The sequence below is a fragment of the Streptomyces sp. NPDC007025 genome, assembly GCF_042869455.1.
GTDB lineage: Bacteria > Actinomycetota > Actinomycetes > Streptomycetales > Streptomycetaceae > Streptomyces.
In genome coordinates this window covers 155,892-171,406 of sequence record NZ_JBIAFT010000018.1, presented here as the reverse complement: position 1 = coordinate 171,406, position 15,515 = coordinate 155,892, and the positions used below count along the sequence as shown (strand labels likewise).

Below are 15,515 nucleotides of genomic sequence, written 5' to 3'. Positions count from 1 at the left end.
CAGCCCGCCTCCCTGTGGATACCGCATGCCATGGTCATACCGCAGGAAGCGACAGCCCGTCACCATACGACTCCACCAGTTCAACCTCAGTAACCATCACCGATCACCGGGCCCGCCGACCTGATGGTCGGCGGGGACCCACAGCGGTCAGGTCACCGAGCGCAGATGGTCCAGTTCGTTGCCGATCGCATCCCGCCATACGTCGTGCTGCGGACCGCAGCCTGAACTGTTCGTCACTCCACCGCTTGCGCGGATGGAGCCACACAGGCTTGCCCACCAGATCGGCCGGCTCCCAGTCGAACCGCGGCCAGACATGCACATGCAAGAACGGGTCCGTGTTCCCCAGGATCTCCAGGTTGACCCGCCGGAAAGCCGGGTCCAGCCGCCGACAGGCACGCTCGACCGCCTCATCGAGCTGGTCCATGTCGGACAGGAACGACAGCCGCTTTGCCTTCGGCAGGTCCGACAGACGCTGCACATCCGGTTCATCCCCGAGCAGAACCGAGTAGCCCGGCCGGGCCGACCAGTCCGGCGCCCTTCGGCGGGGCCGCGTCGGCAGGTCAGCCCGCGAAGCGGGCTCCTAGGCCGCCGTCGACGGGGATCTCGGCGCCGGTGATGCCCCGGGCACCCGGTCCGAGGAGGAAAGCGACGACCTCGGCCACGTCCCTCGGTTCACACATCCGCCTCATCGGGTGTACGTCCACCACCTCGGCCTCGGCCGCCACTGGATCGGGCTGGGCGGCGAAGTAGTCGCGGACCAGCGCCGTTCGGGTCCAGCCCGGGCTGACCGCGTTGACCCGTACGCCGTGCGGGGCGAGTTCGAGGGCTAGGCTCCGGGTCAACCCCAGCAGACCCGACTTGGCGGCCGCGTAGGGGAAGTAGCCGACGGACGTGAGGCGAGCGTGCAGGGAGGCCACGTTGACGATCGATCCCTCGGCGCGCTCGCGCATGGCAGGGATGAGTTGCTTGGCGACGAGCCAGGCACCTTTGAGGTCGACCGCGAAGACATGGTCCCACTGGGCGGTGGTCATCGTCGCCGGGTCGAAGTAGGCGTTGATACCGGCGTTGTTGACCAGAAGCGTCGCTGGGCCGAAGCGCTCGGCGACACCCGTGGTGGCCGCGGCGACTCCCGCTTCGTCGGTGATGTCCACGGCCTGGGGCAGGATCCGGTCCGCGTGCGGGGCGTGGCGCTCGGCGACCCGGCCGAGGGCGGCCTCGTCGCGGTCCAGCACCGCGACGGCGGCGCCCCCCGCCAGCAGGGTGTCGACGACCGCCTCGCCGATGCCCTGGGCACCTCCGGTCACGATGGCGGTGCGGTCCTGGAAGGGGTACGGGTTCACAGTGCCTCCGTGGGGTTGGCGCCGCCGGACGGCCGCGCGGCGATGGTGTCGGACAGGTCCCCGGGCGTTCCCGGGTGCAGGACGGCCGGGTGGGCGGGTGGTGCCGATGCCCCGACGTCGGCGGCCAGGACGCGGCCGTCGTGGCGGGGGGCACTGCTGGGACGGTCGGCGGGTGACGGCGCGAGACCGATCGTCGCGGTGGCCACGAACAGGGTGCCGTCGACGAGTGCCGGGCTGGTGGGTTGGGTCGCGGGGAGCGGCAGGACGGCGGTGAGGGTGCCGTCGGGGGCGTAGCGGTGGACCGCGCCGGCACCCCAGACCGCCACCCAGAGATGGCCGTCGTCGTCCACGGTCATGCCGTCCGGGCTGCCGGTGCCCGGGGCGAACGTGATGTGGGTGGCCCGGTCGAGGAGCCGGCCGTCCTCCGGGCGCATCCGGAAACGGTCGACGCGGCCCTCGGCGCTGTCCGCCAGGTACATCACCGTTCCGTCGGCCGTGAAGGCGGGGCCGTTCGGAATGGTGAGACCGTCCACCACGGTAGTGACCGAACCGTCGTGGTCGACTCGGTGGAGTCGGCCGGTACCGCGTTCGCCGCCGTAGGGCATGGTGCCGAACCAGAAGCGTCCCGAGGGATCGCAGCATCCGTCGTTGACACGGCTGGGTACGGGTTCGCCGGTGCCGGGCCGGGCCAGCCAGGTGCGGCTGCCGTCGGGGGCGAGTACGGCGGCGCCCGTACCCGCCGCTGCCAGCCAGTGGCCGGGGCGCCCGGCCAGCGGTGCGACGGCGCCCAGGGGGACGTCCAGGCGCAGCAGGGCCTCGCCGTCGCCGGGCTCGGCTGGGTCGAGGGCGGTGAGGGTGCCGTCGAGGATGTCGACGGTCACAAGGCGGTCGCCGGTGTGGCGCAGGCCCTCGCCCAGTTCGCGGCGACGGGTGGTCCAGGGACGGAACACCGGTGAGGCGGTTGTCGTGTGCGGTGGGCGGGTCACTGTTCACTCCTTCCGGGCCGCCGCAGGTCGCGGAGGCCGGGGGACGGATGCGCGGGCGGCGGAGCCTGGCACGGTGGGACGGGTGAGGCTCAGCGCAGGGTGGCGCCATCCTGCCGGTCCAGCAGGGCCAGTTCACGGCGCTCGGGCAGCCCCTGCCAGTCGCCCTCGGAGCCGACGGCGAAGGCGCCCACCGTGTTGGCCCGCTCCAGACGTTCCCGTGTGCCGAGGCCGTCGAGCACGCCCGAGAGCAGACCGGCGGTGAAGGCGTCACCGGCGCCCACGGTGTCGCGGACGGCGACCCGGCGCGCGGGTGTGTGTTCCCGCCCTTCGGCGGTGTGAAGTTCGGCGCCGTGGCCGCCGAGTTTGACGGCCACCTCACGGGTCCGGCCACCGGAGAGCAGCGACCGGACGCGGTCGGCCGCGGTGCGGGCCGAGGGCGCGGCGGCCAGGGCGAGTTCGTCGTCGGAGGCGATCACGAGGTCGGCCTCCCGGGCCAGCGGGCGCAGGACGCCGGCGGCCTCGGACGAACTCCACAGCCGCGTGCGGTGGTTCACGTCCAGGCTGACCAGCATTCCGGCGGCGCGCGCCGCCCGGACGGCCGTGCGCACGGCGGCCAGGGGGCTCGGCCCCAGGGCGCAGGTGATTCCGGAGACGTGCAGGATCCGCGCACCGTCGAGCAGGGCGGGCGCCACGTCCTCCGGACCGAGGCGGGAGCCTGCCGAGCTGGTGCGGTAGTAGTGGATGTGGGTGAGGTCCGCGATGCGCTGCTCGGAGAGCAGCAGCCCGGTGGGTGCCTCGGGATCCCTGCGGGCGCCGGTGGTGTCCACGGACTCCGCCCGGAGACTGCGCAGGATCAGGGTGCCCAGCTCGTCGTCACCGACGCGGCCGATCCACCGGGCACGGTGTCCGAGCCGGGTCAGCCCCACGGCCACGTTGGACTCGGCTCCGGCCACCGACAGGCGCAGGTCTCCGCCCATCCGGAGCGGGGCGGACGCCCGGAAGACGGCCATCGTCTCCCCGAGGGTGACGACGTCGGGGGCGGTCCCGGTGCTCACGCCCTCTCCCGGTGCCCGGCGACGGCCGTGAGGAAGGCACGGCACCGTGCGCGCAGCGCGTCCAGGTCGCCGCCGTGCGGGGCGTCTCCCACGATGGGCGCTCCGACGCCGACGGCGAGGGCTCCGGCCTCCAGATAGGCACGGGCTGTTTCGGCGTCCACGCCGCCGGTCGGGACGAAGGGGACGTGGGGCAGCGGTTCGCGCAGGGAGCGAAGGTAGGCCGGGCCGCCGACCGAGGCGGGGAACAGCTTGACGGCGGTGGCGCCCTCGGTGACCGCCCGGACGGCCTCGGTGGGAGTCAGGGCACCGGCCACGACGGGCAGCCCGAGCGCGTGCGAGGTCATGCTGCCCTCCGCGAGCGCGGGCGTGACGACGAACGCGGCTCCCGCCTGCTGGACGGCGCGCGCGTCGTCGGCCGTGAGTACGGTGCCGGCACCGACGAGGGCGTCACCGGCCTCCCGGACGCAGCGCGCGATGACGTCGGCCGCGCCGGGTGTGGTGAGGGAGACCTCGATCAGGCCGACGCCCTCCTCGCGAAGGGTGTGTACGGTCCGCTCGGCGGCCTTCGGGCCGGAGCCGCGGACGATGGCGATCACGCGTTCACGGCGGAGTCGGTCGGTGAAGCTCATTCGGTCGGTCCTCGGGGAGTGCGGTACGGATGCGAGTCGGGCGGTCCTGGGGCGGGCGGGTGTCACCACTCGGCGAACGAACCGTCGGGGTGGCGCCACAGCGGGGTGCGCCAGGGGGCTCCGGCCGCAGCGTCGCCCCGGCGGACCGCCTCCTCGTCGACGGTGATGCCCAGCCCCGGCCCCGTGGGGCGGTCGACGTACCCGTCGGTGAAGCGGAAGACCGCCGGGTCGACGATGTAGTCGAGGAGTTCGGCGCCGTCGTGGTAATGGATGCCGATGCTCTGTTCCTGGATCAGGAAGTTGGGGGTGGCGAAGGCGACCTGGAGCGATGCGGCGAGTGCGATCGGCCCCAGGGGGCAGTGCGGTGCCAGTTGGGCGTCGAAGGTTTCGGCGAGGGAGGCGATCCGGCGCAGTTCGGAGATGCCCCCGGCGTGCGAGGGATCGGGCTGGGCGACGGCGATGCCGGCGGTCAGCGCGGGCAGGAAGTCCCAGCGTGAGTAGAGGCGTTCGCCGGTGGCGACGGGCACGGTGGTGGCATGGACGAGCGGCTCCAGCAGCCGGGTGTGCTCCGGGGTGACCGGCTCCTCGGCGAACAGCGGGTGCAGGTCCTCCAGCGCGGCGAGCAGCCGTCGCGCGCCGGCCGGGCCGAGGCGGCCGTGCAGGTCCACGGCGACGTCACGGCCGGGGCCGAGCACCTCGCGCGCGGTGGCCACGCGGGCGTACGCCGCAGCGATGTCGGCCGCGCCGCCCAGGCGCCCGGTGCGCCCGGTGGCGTTCATCTTGACGGCGGTGAACCCGGCCTCGACCTGGGCGCTCACGGCGTCGGCGATCTCGGCCGGCTCGTCGCCGCCGACCCAGCAGTAGACGCGGGCCCGGTCGCGGACGGCGCCGCCGAGCAGATCGTGCACGGGGACGCCGAGGGCCTGTCCCCGGATGTCCCACAGCGCCTGGTCGATGCCGGCGACGGCGCTGGAGAGCACCGGCCCGCCGCGGTAGAAGGTGCCGCGGGTCATCACCTGCCAGTGGTCCTCGATCCTCCGGGGGTCCAGGCCGACGAGGTACTCGGCCAGTTCGGCGACGGCCGTGCGGACGGTGTCGGCGCGGCCCTCGACTGCCGGCTCCCCCCAGCCGACGATCCCCTCGTCCGTCTCCACACGGCAGAACAGCCAGCGGGGCGGTACCCGGAAGGTCTCGATGCGGGTGATCTTCATGCTGGTTCTCGGTCCTTCGGTCGGGTGGCGTGCCCGCCGTCCCGGTCGGCGCGGTCGTCGTCGTCCGCCTCGGTCTCGGTGCGGGCGCGGGAGGGGGCCGCGGTGCGCGCCAGGTCGGCGTCGGCACGGGCGAGCAGTGCGCGCATGGCCTGCTCGGCGGCGGCTGGGTCGGCGTCGCGTACGGCGCTCAGGACGGGCTCGTGCGCCGGGACCGGGTCGTCGGCCTCGGCGGAGTGGACCAGCCGGTCGCGTTCGGCGAGGGCCGGTCCGATGAAGACGTCCATGCGCTGGAGTAGTTCGTTGTGGGTGGCCCGGAGCAGGGCGCGGTGCCAGGCGAGGTCGGCCTCGGCCGCCTCGGCCGGGTCGCCGGAGGTCTCACCCATGCGGGCGAGGGCGGCCTCCAGGGCGGTCAGGTCCTCCTCGGTACGCCGTTCGGCGGCCAGGCGGGCGGCGGCGGGTTCGATGACGAGCCGCACCTCTCCGAGGTCCCGCAGGACCAACTCCGGTGCGTCGGCGGCGAACTGCCAGCGGATGACGTCGGCGTCGAGGAGATTCCAGTGCTCGCGGGGGCGGACGAACGTACCGCGCTTCTGCCGTGCGTCGACCAGGCCCTTGGCGGTGAGGACCTTGACGGCCTCCCGCAACACCGTCTGGCTGATGCCGAGTTCATCGATGAGGGCGACCATGTCCAGGGTTTCTCCCACCCGCAGACGTCCCTGCACGATACGGGTGCCGACCGTCTCGACGATTTGCCCGTGCAGGCCCCTGCCCACGTACTCGGCCATGTTCCGTCCTTCCTCGACCGCGTTTCCGCGCGGTGCGCACACCATCACTCTTCAATATTTAGCAATTAAAACATGTTGGTTGTCGGTCCTCCCCAACAGCGAAACGGGCCACCCGCGCGGTGCCGCCCCCGGGCACCGGCGCGGTCAACTCCCAGTCCCCGCACGGCAGCTGGTCCTGCGGCAGGCACACGGGGTACGCCCGTCCGGGCTCCAGCGCACCCAGCGCGAGCGGTTGAGCCCCGAGCGGACCGCGGGCTTCGAGCGTGCCCGCGGCGTACGGCACGAACGCGCCCTGCGCCCGCCCCGCGACCGCTGCGCGCGGCGGCCCCGCCCAGTGGCCGGCCGGGGTCACGGACCTGACCGGGCCGGCCGAGGGACCGACTCCGAACACCACCTCCAGTGAGGCCGAAGCCCTCGGCGCGAGCGTCGTCAGCGGTCCCAGCGCCTCGCACTCCACGACGTGGTCGCGCGGCAGCAGACCACCCAGATGCGGCAGTCCCTCCGTCTGCGGGCACTCCATCCACACCTCGGCGCGCGACCCGTGGTCGGGATAGGCGCCTTCGTGGACGGCGAACCGCTGCGTCAGGGTGCGCTCCGGCCCGACATGCGCCAGCCACCCCGCGGAGTCGGGGAAACCGACCTTCCCGACGACCTCCTGGTGCGGCACGTGGAGAACGCCCGAAGAGGCCTCCAGCACCCGGGGCCGCCCGGTCCCGGCGACCAGCGGTACGGAGGCGGGCCGCCCGGAACCGGCGCGACCGAGGTAGACGCCCTCGGTGGCCGCCCGGTCCGTCGACGGCGCACCGGCTAGCTGGGTCACGTTCCACAGCGCCCAACGCCGCTTCTTGGGCGAGGTGTTGGTCATGCTCAGGTGAAGGCCGAAGGTCGTACTGCCGGGGCGCAGGACGATACGGCGTTCCAGCCGCAGGCCGGTCCGGGGATCGTCACCGCTTGTCAGCACGAGTGCCACCGCGTCTCCGAGCCGGTCGACCCGGGCGCTGTACGGGCCCGAGTCCAGCACTGGGTCCGGTGGCCCCGCCCACTGCTCGGGCCCGTCCCAGCCCTGCGGCGCCGGCCAGGTCTTGTCCCCGCCCCAGTTGAGCCAGTCGGCCATCGGGCCCCCGTGCGGACCGGGCCGCACACCCGGCAGCGGTGCGAGGCTGCTGTCGAGCAGGAGCGGATTGCGGTACAGGAACTCCGCGCCGTCCAGCGTCACCGAGAGCAGCCGGCCGCCCAGCGCGGGCGCGGCGGTCACTGTCAGCGCCCCGGCGTCCAGTGTGATCAGCTCGCCGTACGCGGCCGGGGTGCGCCGCACCTGTACGGTGTCGTTCGCGGCGGTCACCGCTCAGCCGTCCAGGCCGGGTTCGAGCACGACCTTGCCCCGGGCGTCGCCCGCGGCGAGCGCGAACGCTTCGCCGGCCCGCCCGAGGGCGAAGCGGTCGCTGACGATCCGCTCCGGCCGGACACCCCAGCGCACCAGGTTGCGGGCCAGTTCGGCCATGACCGGGACCGAGGTGACCCAGGAGGCGTAGAGCGTGACCTGCTTGTGCAGCAGGGCGTCGGAGACCTCGGTCTCCAGCGTCCCGCCCTCACCGACCAGGGAGATCCGCCCCCACTCGGCGATGTGCGCGATGGCGGTCGACCGTCCTGGCCGGGTGCCCGAGCAGTCGATCGCGGTGGAGGCCCCCCGCCCGCCGGTGAGGGCCGGCACGGTTTCGGCGGCCTCCTCGGGGGTGACCGTGGCGTCGAAGACGTCCAGTCCGTCTGCCCAGGCGCGGCGCTCGGGCGACACCTCTACCCCGATGACCCGCCGCGCTCCGCGCCCCCGGCCGGCCATCGCCGCGGCGAGGCCGACCGGTCCGAGCCCGACGACGAGCAGGTCGTCGTCCCCGTTCACGCCGATCCGCCGGATACCTTCGTAGGCGGTGCCGAAACCGCAGGCGATGAGTGCCCCGTCCACGAAGCTCAGCTCGTCGGGGAGGGGGACGAGGGTGTGCTCCTCGGCGAGCAGGTGGTCGGCGGCCGCGCCGTCGCGCTGCCAGCCGTAGGCCGCGCGGGAGGGGGAGGAGCAGCTGATCTGGTATCCGCGGGCGCAGTTGTCGCAGAGCCCGCAGCCGGCGATGTGGTAGACCACCACCCGGTCGCCCGGACGGTGCCGCCGGACGCCGGGGCCGGTCGCCACGACGGTGCCGCTGGGCTCGTGACCGGCGACGACACCCCGGTAGGCGGGTCCGTCGACCCCTCGGTGGGTCTTGTGCTCGCGGTAGATGTAGCCGATGTCGCTGCCGCAGATGCCGGCCGCGCCCACGCGCAGCAGTACCTGTCCCGGACCGGGGACGGGCACGGGCAGCTCCCGGACCTCGGCGGTGCTGTTCCCCGGCAGGTACACACCGCGCATGGTGGCGGGCGGGGGTGTGGGGATCTCGCTCATTGGGGTGTCCTTCGTGCGGATCGTGGCGTACGGGTCACGTGGTGCGTGTCGTCAGGCCCTTGCGGGAGATGATCACGTTGATGAGGACGGCCCCGACGATGATCAGGCCGCGCACGACGTCCTGGAGGAAGGAGTTGACCCCCAGCAGGACCAGCCCGTTGGCGATCACCGAGATGAACAGGACGCCAAGCATCGTCCCGACCAGGCTTCCCCGGCCGCCGGCGAGGGCGGTGCCGCCGATGACGACGGCGGCGATCACGTCGAACTCCAGGCCCGCGGCCGCCCCACCGTTGCCCGAACCCAGCCGGGCGGCCATCAGGATGCCCGTGAGCGCGGCGAGCAGCCCCGTGGTGGCGAAGAGCGTGACGCGAACGCGGCTGACCGGGATGCCCGCCAACTGCGCGGCGGCCGCGTTGCCGCCCACCGCGTAGACCGACCGCCCGTAGGCCGTGCGGCGGGCGATGTACCAGAACACCAGGAACAGCAGGACCAGGACGACCGCCGGGGTCGGGACACCGAGGATCTTGCCGCCGAGCGCGTCCATGAAGCCGCCGCCGGGGGTGGCGACAGGGAGCGCGTTGGTGGTGTAGAGCGCGAGGCCGCCCAGTGCGCTCCAGAGTCCGAGCGTCGCGATGAAGGACGGCACCCCGAACCGGGCCCGCAGCCATCCGGCCGCCGATCCCCACACGGCGCCGGCCACCAGGGTGAGCAGCAGCGCGACGGGGAGTCCGAGGTCCCACTCGGTGGCGCCCTTGGCGAAGAGCACCGAGGCGAAGGCCACGGCCGGGCCGATGCTGATGTCGATCTCCCCGGCGATGATCACGAGGGTGACACCGAGGGCCGGGATGCCGACGGTCGCGGCGTCCCGCAGGATGCCGAGCTGGTTGTCGGTGCTGAGGAACCCGCCCGCCGTGACGCCGAGCGCCAGGTAGAGGGCCACGATCGCGGCCAGCAGTCCCAGCTCGTTGAGGTGGCGCAGGCGGCGGACGCGGACGGCACCCTGGGACGGTGACTGAGGGCCGGACGGCTTGTCGGCCACGAGGGTCGAGGACATGGTTGTCTGCCTCACACTTCCACCGCCATGGTGGCGGCCATGATGTCGTCGAGAGTGATGTCGGGTGCGAGGAACTCGCGGGTGAACCGTCCGTGTTGCAGCGTCAGGGCCCGGTCGCAGACGAGCGGGAGCTCCTCCAACTCACCGGAGACGAAGAGGACGGCGGCGCCTTCCTCGGCCAGGGACCGGATCAGGCGGTAGATCTGCTGTTTGGCCTCGACGTCCACTCCCCGGGTGGGTTCGTCCAGGAGCAGTACACGGCTGCGGGCGTGCAGCCAGCGGCCGATGACGGCCTTCTGCTGGTTGCCGCCGCTGAGGTTGACGATGGGGGTGTCCAGCCCGGGGGTCTTGACCGCGAGTCGGCGCACCAGCTCCCCACCCGCCTCACCGGCCCGGCGCGGGGAGAGGCCGGCCCGCCCGCTGACCCCGGCGAACCAGGACATCGTCATGTTCTCGCCGACGCCCAGCAGGGGAACGATGCCCTCGCCCTTGCGGTCCTCGGGGGTCATGCCCACCCCGAGGCGTTTCATGGCGGCCGCGGTGGGTCGCGCCACCGGCTGCCCCTCGAAGGTGATCCTGCGCTCGGCGGCGGGCTCGAAGCCGGCGATCGAGCGGAGCAGTTCGCTTCGGCCCGAACCCAACAGGCCGCCGATGCCCACTACTTCACCAGCGTACAGATCGAGATCGACCCCCTCCAGCTTCGGTGCGAGTGTCAGCCCGCGTACGGAGAGGAGCGGTTCCCGGGAGCGGTCGACCGTACGCGGTGCGAACGGTTCCTGTTCGCGGGCGGCTTCGCCGAGCATGAGGGCGACTATCTGCGCGGTCGTTGCCTCCTGGACGTCCACCGTGTCCATCACGCTGCCGTCCCGTACGATGGTGACGCTCCGCGCCACCTGCCGGATCTCGTCCAGCCGGTGGCTCACGTAGATGACCGCGACCCCGGCCGCGGAGATACGGCCGACTGCCTCCAGGACGGTCCGCGCCTCCCCGGCCGCGAGCGCACTGGTCGGCTCGTCCAGGATCAGCAGCCGGGGCCGGCGGCGTACCGCGCGGGCGATCTCCACGAGCTGCTGCTCGGCCAGCGGCAGCGAGCCGACGGTGTCCTTCGGATCCACCCGTACGTCCAGTTCGGCCAGCACCTCGGCCGCCTCCTGCCGCATCCGGGCGTAGTCCACTCCGGACAGCCCGCGCCGGGGCCACTCGCCGAGGAACAGGTTCTCGGCGACCGTCATCTCCGGCACCAGGCTCAGCTCCTGATGGACGGTGGCCGCGCCCAGCTCGGCGGCACGGCGCACCCCGCCGTGGCCGAGGGCCTCGCCCCCGATACGGACCTCGCCACTGTCGGGGACCTCGACGCCGGACAGCATCCGGATGAGCGTGGACTTGCCCGCTCCGTTGCGCCCGAGGAGGGCGCGGACTTCGCCCGGCTCGATCCGGAAGTCGACGTCGGTCAGGGCGCGTACGCCCGGATACTGCTTGTTCAGGCCGGTCGCCTCGGCGGCCGGTACGGGGCCGGGCGGGGCGGGTGGCGGTGGGGTGGTGGTCATACTCGCTCCAGGGGCACCGGAGGGGCGGGGGAAGGAGAGGAGGCGATGGCCGCGGGCCCGGTATCGGCCGTGGGCCCGGTGCCCGTCACGGCAGGCCGTCCGGGTGGGTACTCAGCCACTCGCGGGCTTCCCCCGGGGTGGAGTACAGCTTCACGGGCGCGGGGACCACGGGGTCGTCGAGCTCCTCGCCGGCGATGACCCGTGCGGTCGTACGCGTGGCCAGCTCGCCTACCTCGACTCCAGAGATGTCCACATCGGCCTTGAGTACCCGGTGGTCGGCCAGCTCCCTGGCCAGGTCGGACGTCATGTCGCTGCCGAAGACCACCGTCCGTCCGACGAAGCCGCGCTGGCGCACGGCCCGGACCGCGCCCATGGTGGCGCCGCCCGACTCGCCGTAGAAGGCGTCGACCCGGGACTGGGCGCTCAGGATGCGGTCGGCGACCTTGAGGGCCTGGTCGATCGTGGTGCCCTGCTGGTTGGTGACGATCCTGGCCTTGGGCAGCTCGGCGAAGAGGGCCTTCTCGAACCCCACCCGGCGCTGGATGCAGACCTCGACCGTCTCGCAGTTGAGAACGGCGATGCGCGGGTCCTCGATGCCCTTGGCCCTGAAGTACTTCGCCGCCTCGGCCCCGGCCAGCTCCCCGAACTTCACCGGATCGCCCAGCACCCAGGCGCTCACGTACTTCTGCGTCGCCTCATCAGTGAGGCAGGTGTTATAGCAGACCACCTTGACGCCGCTCTCGTGCGCCAGACGGACCGCGGGGATGGAAGCGGTGGTGGAGACGGGCGAGAGCACCAGGGCCTTGACCCCGGCGGCGCTCACGGTGTCGACGAAGGCACTCTCCTTGGAGGCGTCGCCCTGGGCGTTCAGCTCCAGCAGCTGCAACCCGTCGCCGAGCCGGCCGACGGAGTCCTGCATGCCTTTGCGGACCCCCGCGTAGTAGCCCTGGGCGTCCATGTAGACCAGGCCGACCCGCCCCCCGTCTCCGGCCCGTGGAATGCACCCGGTGAGCGCGACCATCGTCAGCGCCAGACCGAGGCACACGGCAAACGGGGTGCGATGCCGCCTCCTGCCGTTCTTCATGACATCACTCCGAATCACGTGCAAAAGCTGCGTACAACCGCATTCGGGGCGGATCGCCGCCGCGGCGTGCTCCGAGTATGGAAGGACCGGGCGAGCAAGGTCAAGATTAATTGCTAATTAATGATTTGACTCCGAGATGAGCGCGATGTTTCCTGCGGGCAAATCCGACTTCTGAGGCAATCGCCCAGCAGGAGCCCGTTGACACTGAGCTGTCGCGCCCCTGCCTCCGCGCCGCACCCCGACGGCCGCAGAACGGGCGCGCCCCTGCCCACGTGCAGGGATCCCGGCCATGACTTCCTGGATGCGGACATCCGAGCTCGGCAGGTCCGGATCGATCGGTGCCGGAGGTGGGGTGCCCGGCCGCCACGTACGGCCCGGTCCGCAGTCGACCGGGGTCGGCACCCGCAACAGTTTCGCGGGGCGGGGCACCTTCGTGGTGAGGCTGACCCCTCGGAGTGGGCACCCTGACAATGGACCTTGCTGGTCCAGGGAGGGATGTCCAGGTGGGACGCCAGTCTCCGTACCCGGAGGAGTTCCGGAGGGACGCCGTCGCGGTGTACCACGCGGACGGCGGCAAGCGCACGTACGCGGCCGTGACCCCTGAGCTCCGGATCACCGGGGAGACACTGAGCTCTTTCCGTCCTCACCCTGAGCCGGTCAGGTGCAGGGTGAGGACGGCTTGGACGAGGCTGGTGATCCGGGCGGTCGAGCACCGCAGTGTGCGGAGGAGATGCCACGGCTTGAGGGAGGCGACGGCAACTCGACGAGGGCCCGGATCCTTGCGTGGGACCGGTTCACCGCCTGCCGGCCCGCGGAGAGGATCTCCCGGCGTCCCCGGCACGGGATGCGGACCGTGCCGCCGGCGCCCCGGCATCCTTTCTCGTCCCAGCACGGGATGCCTACGCCCAGCACGGGATGTCTACCTCGGTGAGGGCGCCGACGATACCGTGTCCGCGGGCTGCGCGGGTGTCGTGGACGGCGCCGGGCAGGGCAGGTGAGGCCCACAACAGCCGACCGCAGGGGGCTGCGATGACCTGCACGTTCATCCGTTGCTTCGCGTGTTCGCCGGAGTGGAACGGCCGGTCCGCTGCAAGCGGGGCAGTCGGCCGTGCAGATCATCGGACAGTCGAGACCCAGGCGGTGTCCGCCTTGGCCAAGGGCCGAGGTCTGTGGAAGGTCGCCGGCCGCTCGTTCATCACCCAGCACATCCTCCACCCGGCTGAGCGGGAGCTGTTCGCCACAGACGCCCGCATGACCGCCAAACCCCGTGAGTTCACGAATACCGACGCCTTGATTCCAATGAACCCAAGGGTGCGGAGCTGATTGCGAGCCTAACTCAGAGCGTGTTTGAGAGGTGCCGTGCCGGTGGGGTGCTCGGCTCATTGGGCCGAGCATGGGGAGAGCGCAGGGGTACCCGTCTGATCTGACCGATGAGCAGTGGGACTTGATCGCTCCGCTGCTGCCGCCGCCGAGGACTGGCCCGAACGCCGGCAGGCCCGAGAAACATCCACGACGCCGGCTCGTGGAGGCGATCCTGTACGTGACACGGACGGGCTGCCCATGGCGCTACCTGCCCAAAGACTTCCCGCCCTGGGAGACCGTGTACTGGTACTTCACCCGCTGGCACGACGACGGCACCGCCACCCGCCTCCACGATGCCCTGCGCCGCAAGGTCCGTACCCGTGAAGGCCGCGAACCCGAGCCCAGCGCCGGACTGCTGGACTCCCAGAGTGTGCAGAACACCGACACCGTGCCCACCTCCACCAGCGGATACGACGCGGGCAAGCGCACCCGGGGACGCAAGCGCTTCATCGTCACCGACACCCTCGGACTCCTCCTTGTCATCCTGGTCACCTCCGCCTCGCTCCAGGACCGCAACGGAGGACGCAGGGCCCTGCTCCACACCCACCACGACGCACCCGCCACCCGACACTTCTGGGCCGACGCCGGGTTCTCCGGCCAGTGCGTGACCTGGGTGAAAGACATCCTCGGCCGCAGCCTGGAGATCGTGCGCAAGCCAGCCGGGCAGCGCGGCTTCCGGCCCCTGCCCCGCCGGTGGGCGGTAGAACGGACCTTCGCCTGGATCAGTGCTCACCGCCGCCTGACCCGCGACTACGAACGCGACCCGGCACACTCCGCAACCCTCATCCGCTGGGCCATGATCGGCGTCATAACCCGCCGCCTCACCCGCAACGGCCCCACCACACGCCCCGGACGACAACCCCTACGACGCGCTCGATGAAGTCATCTCAAACACGCTCTGAGACAGAGAGGCTGCTGTGTCCCGATCCGCCGCGCCCTGTGCGGGTACCCCGTCACGGTGCAGCAGTCGGCCGCCCTGTGAGGCCCTTGCCCCGTACCCACGTCCACGCCCCGGACGGACTCGTCACGCGATCGACCGGACCGGTTCCAGCGCGGACGCCGAGAGCAGCAGACCGTAGGCGATGGAACCGAGCCCGAGCATGTCCATGGCATAAATCACCAGGTGAGGAGGGGATTAGGGATTGCTGCATGATCGGGTGGCATCTTGACCTGCAGCAGTCCCGAGTGCTTCCAAGGGGTAGCTGTCGTCTGGCTCCGCTGCAGCAGGCGTGTGGGTCTACTCGGTGGCGCGCAAGGTGATCGCCCCGTTCTCGGTGCTAGCTGTGATCGTGTGTGAGCTGTTCGGGTCTTCGGGGAGGTCAGTGCGCACGTCGCCGCTGTCTGTCGTCGTGATGACCTTGTAGGCGGCGTTCGGCAGGCCGATCGATAGTGCGCCGTTCTCTGTTGCCGTTCTCACCTGTTCGGGGATGCTGGCGAAGGAGAGGTGGACGTCCCCGCTTTCCGAACCGACGTCTACCTGGTTCGACGTGAGGCGGGTGGCGCGCAGCTCTCCGTTCTCGGTGTCCAAGGTGAGGCGGCCTGAGGCGTTGTCGACGCGGATGGCGCCGCTGTCCGTGCGGATCTTCAGTGCCATTCCGAATCCGGTGGCAGTGACTTGGCCGCTGTCGCCTTCGACAGTGAGCGCCACGTCTTTGGGCACGAGTATCTCGTACCGGACGTCACACAGGCTGAGGGGTCCGCAGTCGGTGGCCAGGGTGAGCCTTTCGTCCGTGAGGTCCCATGTGGCTTCAGGTCTGCCGCCGGGCAGGGAGCGACTGGCGAATTGGCGGGTCACCTCGATTTGGGTGACGTCGGCAGGCCGGATGTCGAGTTCGCCGTTGTTCTTGGCGACGGTGAGCTGGTCGCTGACCGGGGCGAAGCTGCGCTTTTGCGGTTCTGCGTCGTCCGCCGAGACATTGAAGTAAGTCAAGGCGGCGAGTGCCAGCAGGGTGAGGGTTAGCGAGGCGCCCCCGAAGGTGAACAGTGTGCGGGGCCGGTAGTGGGCTATGGCCATGGAGGGTCTCCGTTACT

The 15,515-nt window shown here is 71.6% G+C and carries 13 protein-coding genes and 4 pseudogenes; 3 read left to right on the top strand and 14 right to left on the bottom strand.

Annotated elements, in window-relative coordinates; all coding sequences use genetic code 11:
• Positions 1–147 precede the first annotated feature (147 nt).
• The 12 genes and pseudogenes from ACFYMO_RS29460 to ACFYMO_RS29405 form a co-directional block, all read right to left on the bottom strand.
• Positions 148–559 (bottom strand): annotated as a pseudogene (locus ACFYMO_RS29460) (diadenosine tetraphosphate hydrolase).
• 1 nt (position 560) lies between these two features.
• Positions 561–1,340, bottom strand: a complete 780-nt coding sequence (locus ACFYMO_RS29455) for a glucose 1-dehydrogenase (protein WP_037786534.1) — start codon at positions 1,338–1,340, stop codon at positions 561–563.
• Entirely contained in the window at positions 1,337–2,326 is a 990-nt protein-coding gene (locus ACFYMO_RS29450; RefSeq protein WP_388550212.1) for an SMP-30/gluconolactonase/LRE family protein, read from the bottom strand. The genes ACFYMO_RS29455 and ACFYMO_RS29450 overlap by 4 nt, the downstream gene beginning before the upstream one ends.
• 89 nt (positions 2,327–2,415) lie before the next feature.
• Positions 2,416–3,381 (bottom strand): sugar kinase, encoded by a 966-nt coding sequence (locus ACFYMO_RS29445; RefSeq protein WP_388550209.1) that lies wholly within the window; start codon positions 3,379–3,381, stop codon positions 2,416–2,418.
• Complete coding sequence (locus ACFYMO_RS29440) at positions 3,378–4,010, bottom strand: bifunctional 4-hydroxy-2-oxoglutarate aldolase/2-dehydro-3-deoxy-phosphogluconate aldolase (RefSeq protein WP_366771237.1); 633 nt, start codon at positions 4,008–4,010, stop codon at positions 3,378–3,380. Before ACFYMO_RS29440 ends, ACFYMO_RS29445 begins: the two co-directional genes overlap by 4 nt.
• Before the next feature lie 62 nt (positions 4,011–4,072).
• A complete protein-coding gene (dgoD, locus tag ACFYMO_RS29435; RefSeq protein WP_366771238.1) occupies positions 4,073–5,221 on the bottom strand; it encodes a galactonate dehydratase in 1,149 nt (382 codons plus the stop codon).
• Positions 5,218–6,006 carry a FadR/GntR family transcriptional regulator gene (locus ACFYMO_RS29430; protein ID WP_388550205.1) on the bottom strand — a complete coding sequence of 263 codons (789 nt, stop codon included), beginning with the start codon at positions 6,004–6,006 and terminating at the stop codon, positions 5,218–5,220. The genes dgoD and ACFYMO_RS29430 overlap by 4 nt, the downstream gene beginning before the upstream one ends.
• 58 nt (positions 6,007–6,064) lie before the next feature.
• Positions 6,065–7,348, bottom strand: a complete 1,284-nt coding sequence (locus ACFYMO_RS29425; protein ID WP_388550203.1) for a DUF4380 domain-containing protein — start codon at positions 7,346–7,348, stop codon at positions 6,065–6,067.
• Between the two features lie 3 nt (positions 7,349–7,351).
• Entirely contained in the window at positions 7,352–8,437 is a 1,086-nt protein-coding gene (locus tag ACFYMO_RS29420) for a zinc-binding dehydrogenase (RefSeq protein ID WP_388550200.1), read from the bottom strand.
• 34 nt (positions 8,438–8,471) lie between these two features.
• Positions 8,472–9,491, bottom strand: a complete 1,020-nt coding sequence (locus ACFYMO_RS29415) for an ABC transporter permease (protein ID WP_366771242.1) — start codon at positions 9,489–9,491, stop codon at positions 8,472–8,474.
• Between the two features lie 11 nt (positions 9,492–9,502).
• Positions 9,503–11,038 (bottom strand): sugar ABC transporter ATP-binding protein, encoded by a 1,536-nt coding sequence (locus ACFYMO_RS29410; protein ID WP_027761741.1) that lies wholly within the window; start codon positions 11,036–11,038, stop codon positions 9,503–9,505.
• An 85-nt stretch (positions 11,039–11,123) separates the two neighbouring features.
• Positions 11,124–12,122 carry a substrate-binding domain-containing protein gene (locus tag ACFYMO_RS29405; RefSeq protein WP_366771243.1) on the bottom strand — a complete coding sequence of 333 codons (999 nt, stop codon included), beginning with the start codon at positions 12,120–12,122 and terminating at the stop codon, positions 11,124–11,126.
• A 503-nt stretch (positions 12,123–12,625) separates the two neighbouring features.
• On the opposite strand from ACFYMO_RS29405, the pseudogene ACFYMO_RS29400 reads away from it, so the two are divergent.
• Positions 12,626–12,760: pseudogene (locus tag ACFYMO_RS29400) on the top strand (IS3 family transposase); the annotation flags it as partial.
• Positions 12,761–12,765: 5 nt separating this feature from the next.
• On the opposite strand, the pseudogene ACFYMO_RS29395 reads toward ACFYMO_RS29400, so the two are convergent.
• Positions 12,766–13,228, bottom strand: a pseudogene (locus tag ACFYMO_RS29395) (transposase family protein); the annotation flags it as partial.
• 19 nt (positions 13,229–13,247) lie between these two features.
• Between ACFYMO_RS29395 and ACFYMO_RS29390 the strand changes: the two are divergent.
• Both ACFYMO_RS29390 and ACFYMO_RS29385 read left to right on the top strand, forming a co-directional pair.
• Positions 13,248–13,445 (top strand): annotated as a pseudogene (locus ACFYMO_RS29390) (ATP-binding protein); the annotation flags it as partial.
• 70 nt (positions 13,446–13,515) lie between these two features.
• Positions 13,516–14,364, top strand: coding sequence for an IS5 family transposase (locus ACFYMO_RS29385; RefSeq protein WP_366771244.1), 849 nt, complete (start codon positions 13,516–13,518; stop codon positions 14,362–14,364).
• Between the two features lie 357 nt (positions 14,365–14,721).
• Here ACFYMO_RS29385 and ACFYMO_RS29380 read toward each other — a convergent pair whose 3' ends face one another.
• Positions 14,722–15,498, bottom strand: a complete 777-nt coding sequence (locus ACFYMO_RS29380; protein WP_366771245.1) for a DUF4097 family beta strand repeat-containing protein — start codon at positions 15,496–15,498, stop codon at positions 14,722–14,724.
• Positions 15,499–15,515: the final 17 nt, after the last annotated feature.

Excerpts from the sequence above, each read along its gene's own strand:
- ACFYMO_RS29440 (WP_366771237.1), bottom strand. The coding sequence starts at position 4,010 with ATGAGCTTCACCGACCGACTCCGCCGTGAACGCGTGATCGCCATCGTC.
- dgoD (WP_366771238.1), bottom strand. The coding sequence starts at position 5,221 with ATGAAGATCACCCGCATCGAGACCTTCCGGGTACCGCCCCGCTGGCTG.
- ACFYMO_RS29430 (WP_388550205.1), bottom strand. The coding sequence starts at position 6,006 with ATGGCCGAGTACGTGGGCAGGGGCCTGCACGGGCAAATCGTCGAGACG.
- ACFYMO_RS29420 (WP_388550200.1), bottom strand. The coding sequence starts at position 8,437 with ATGAGCGAGATCCCCACACCCCCGCCCGCCACCATGCGCGGTGTGTAC.
- ACFYMO_RS29415 (WP_366771242.1), bottom strand. The coding sequence starts at position 9,491 with ATGTCCTCGACCCTCGTGGCCGACAAGCCGTCCGGCCCTCAGTCACCG.
- ACFYMO_RS29410 (WP_027761741.1), bottom strand. The coding sequence starts at position 11,038 with ATGACCACCACCCCACCGCCACCCGCCCCGCCCGGCCCCGTACCGGCC.
- ACFYMO_RS29405 (WP_366771243.1), bottom strand. The coding sequence starts at position 12,122 with ATGAAGAACGGCAGGAGGCGGCATCGCACCCCGTTTGCCGTGTGCCTC.
- ACFYMO_RS29385 (WP_366771244.1), top strand. The coding sequence starts at position 13,516 with ATGGGGAGAGCGCAGGGGTACCCGTCTGATCTGACCGATGAGCAGTGG.
- ACFYMO_RS29380 (WP_366771245.1), bottom strand. The coding sequence starts at position 15,498 with ATGGCCATAGCCCACTACCGGCCCCGCACACTGTTCACCTTCGGGGGC.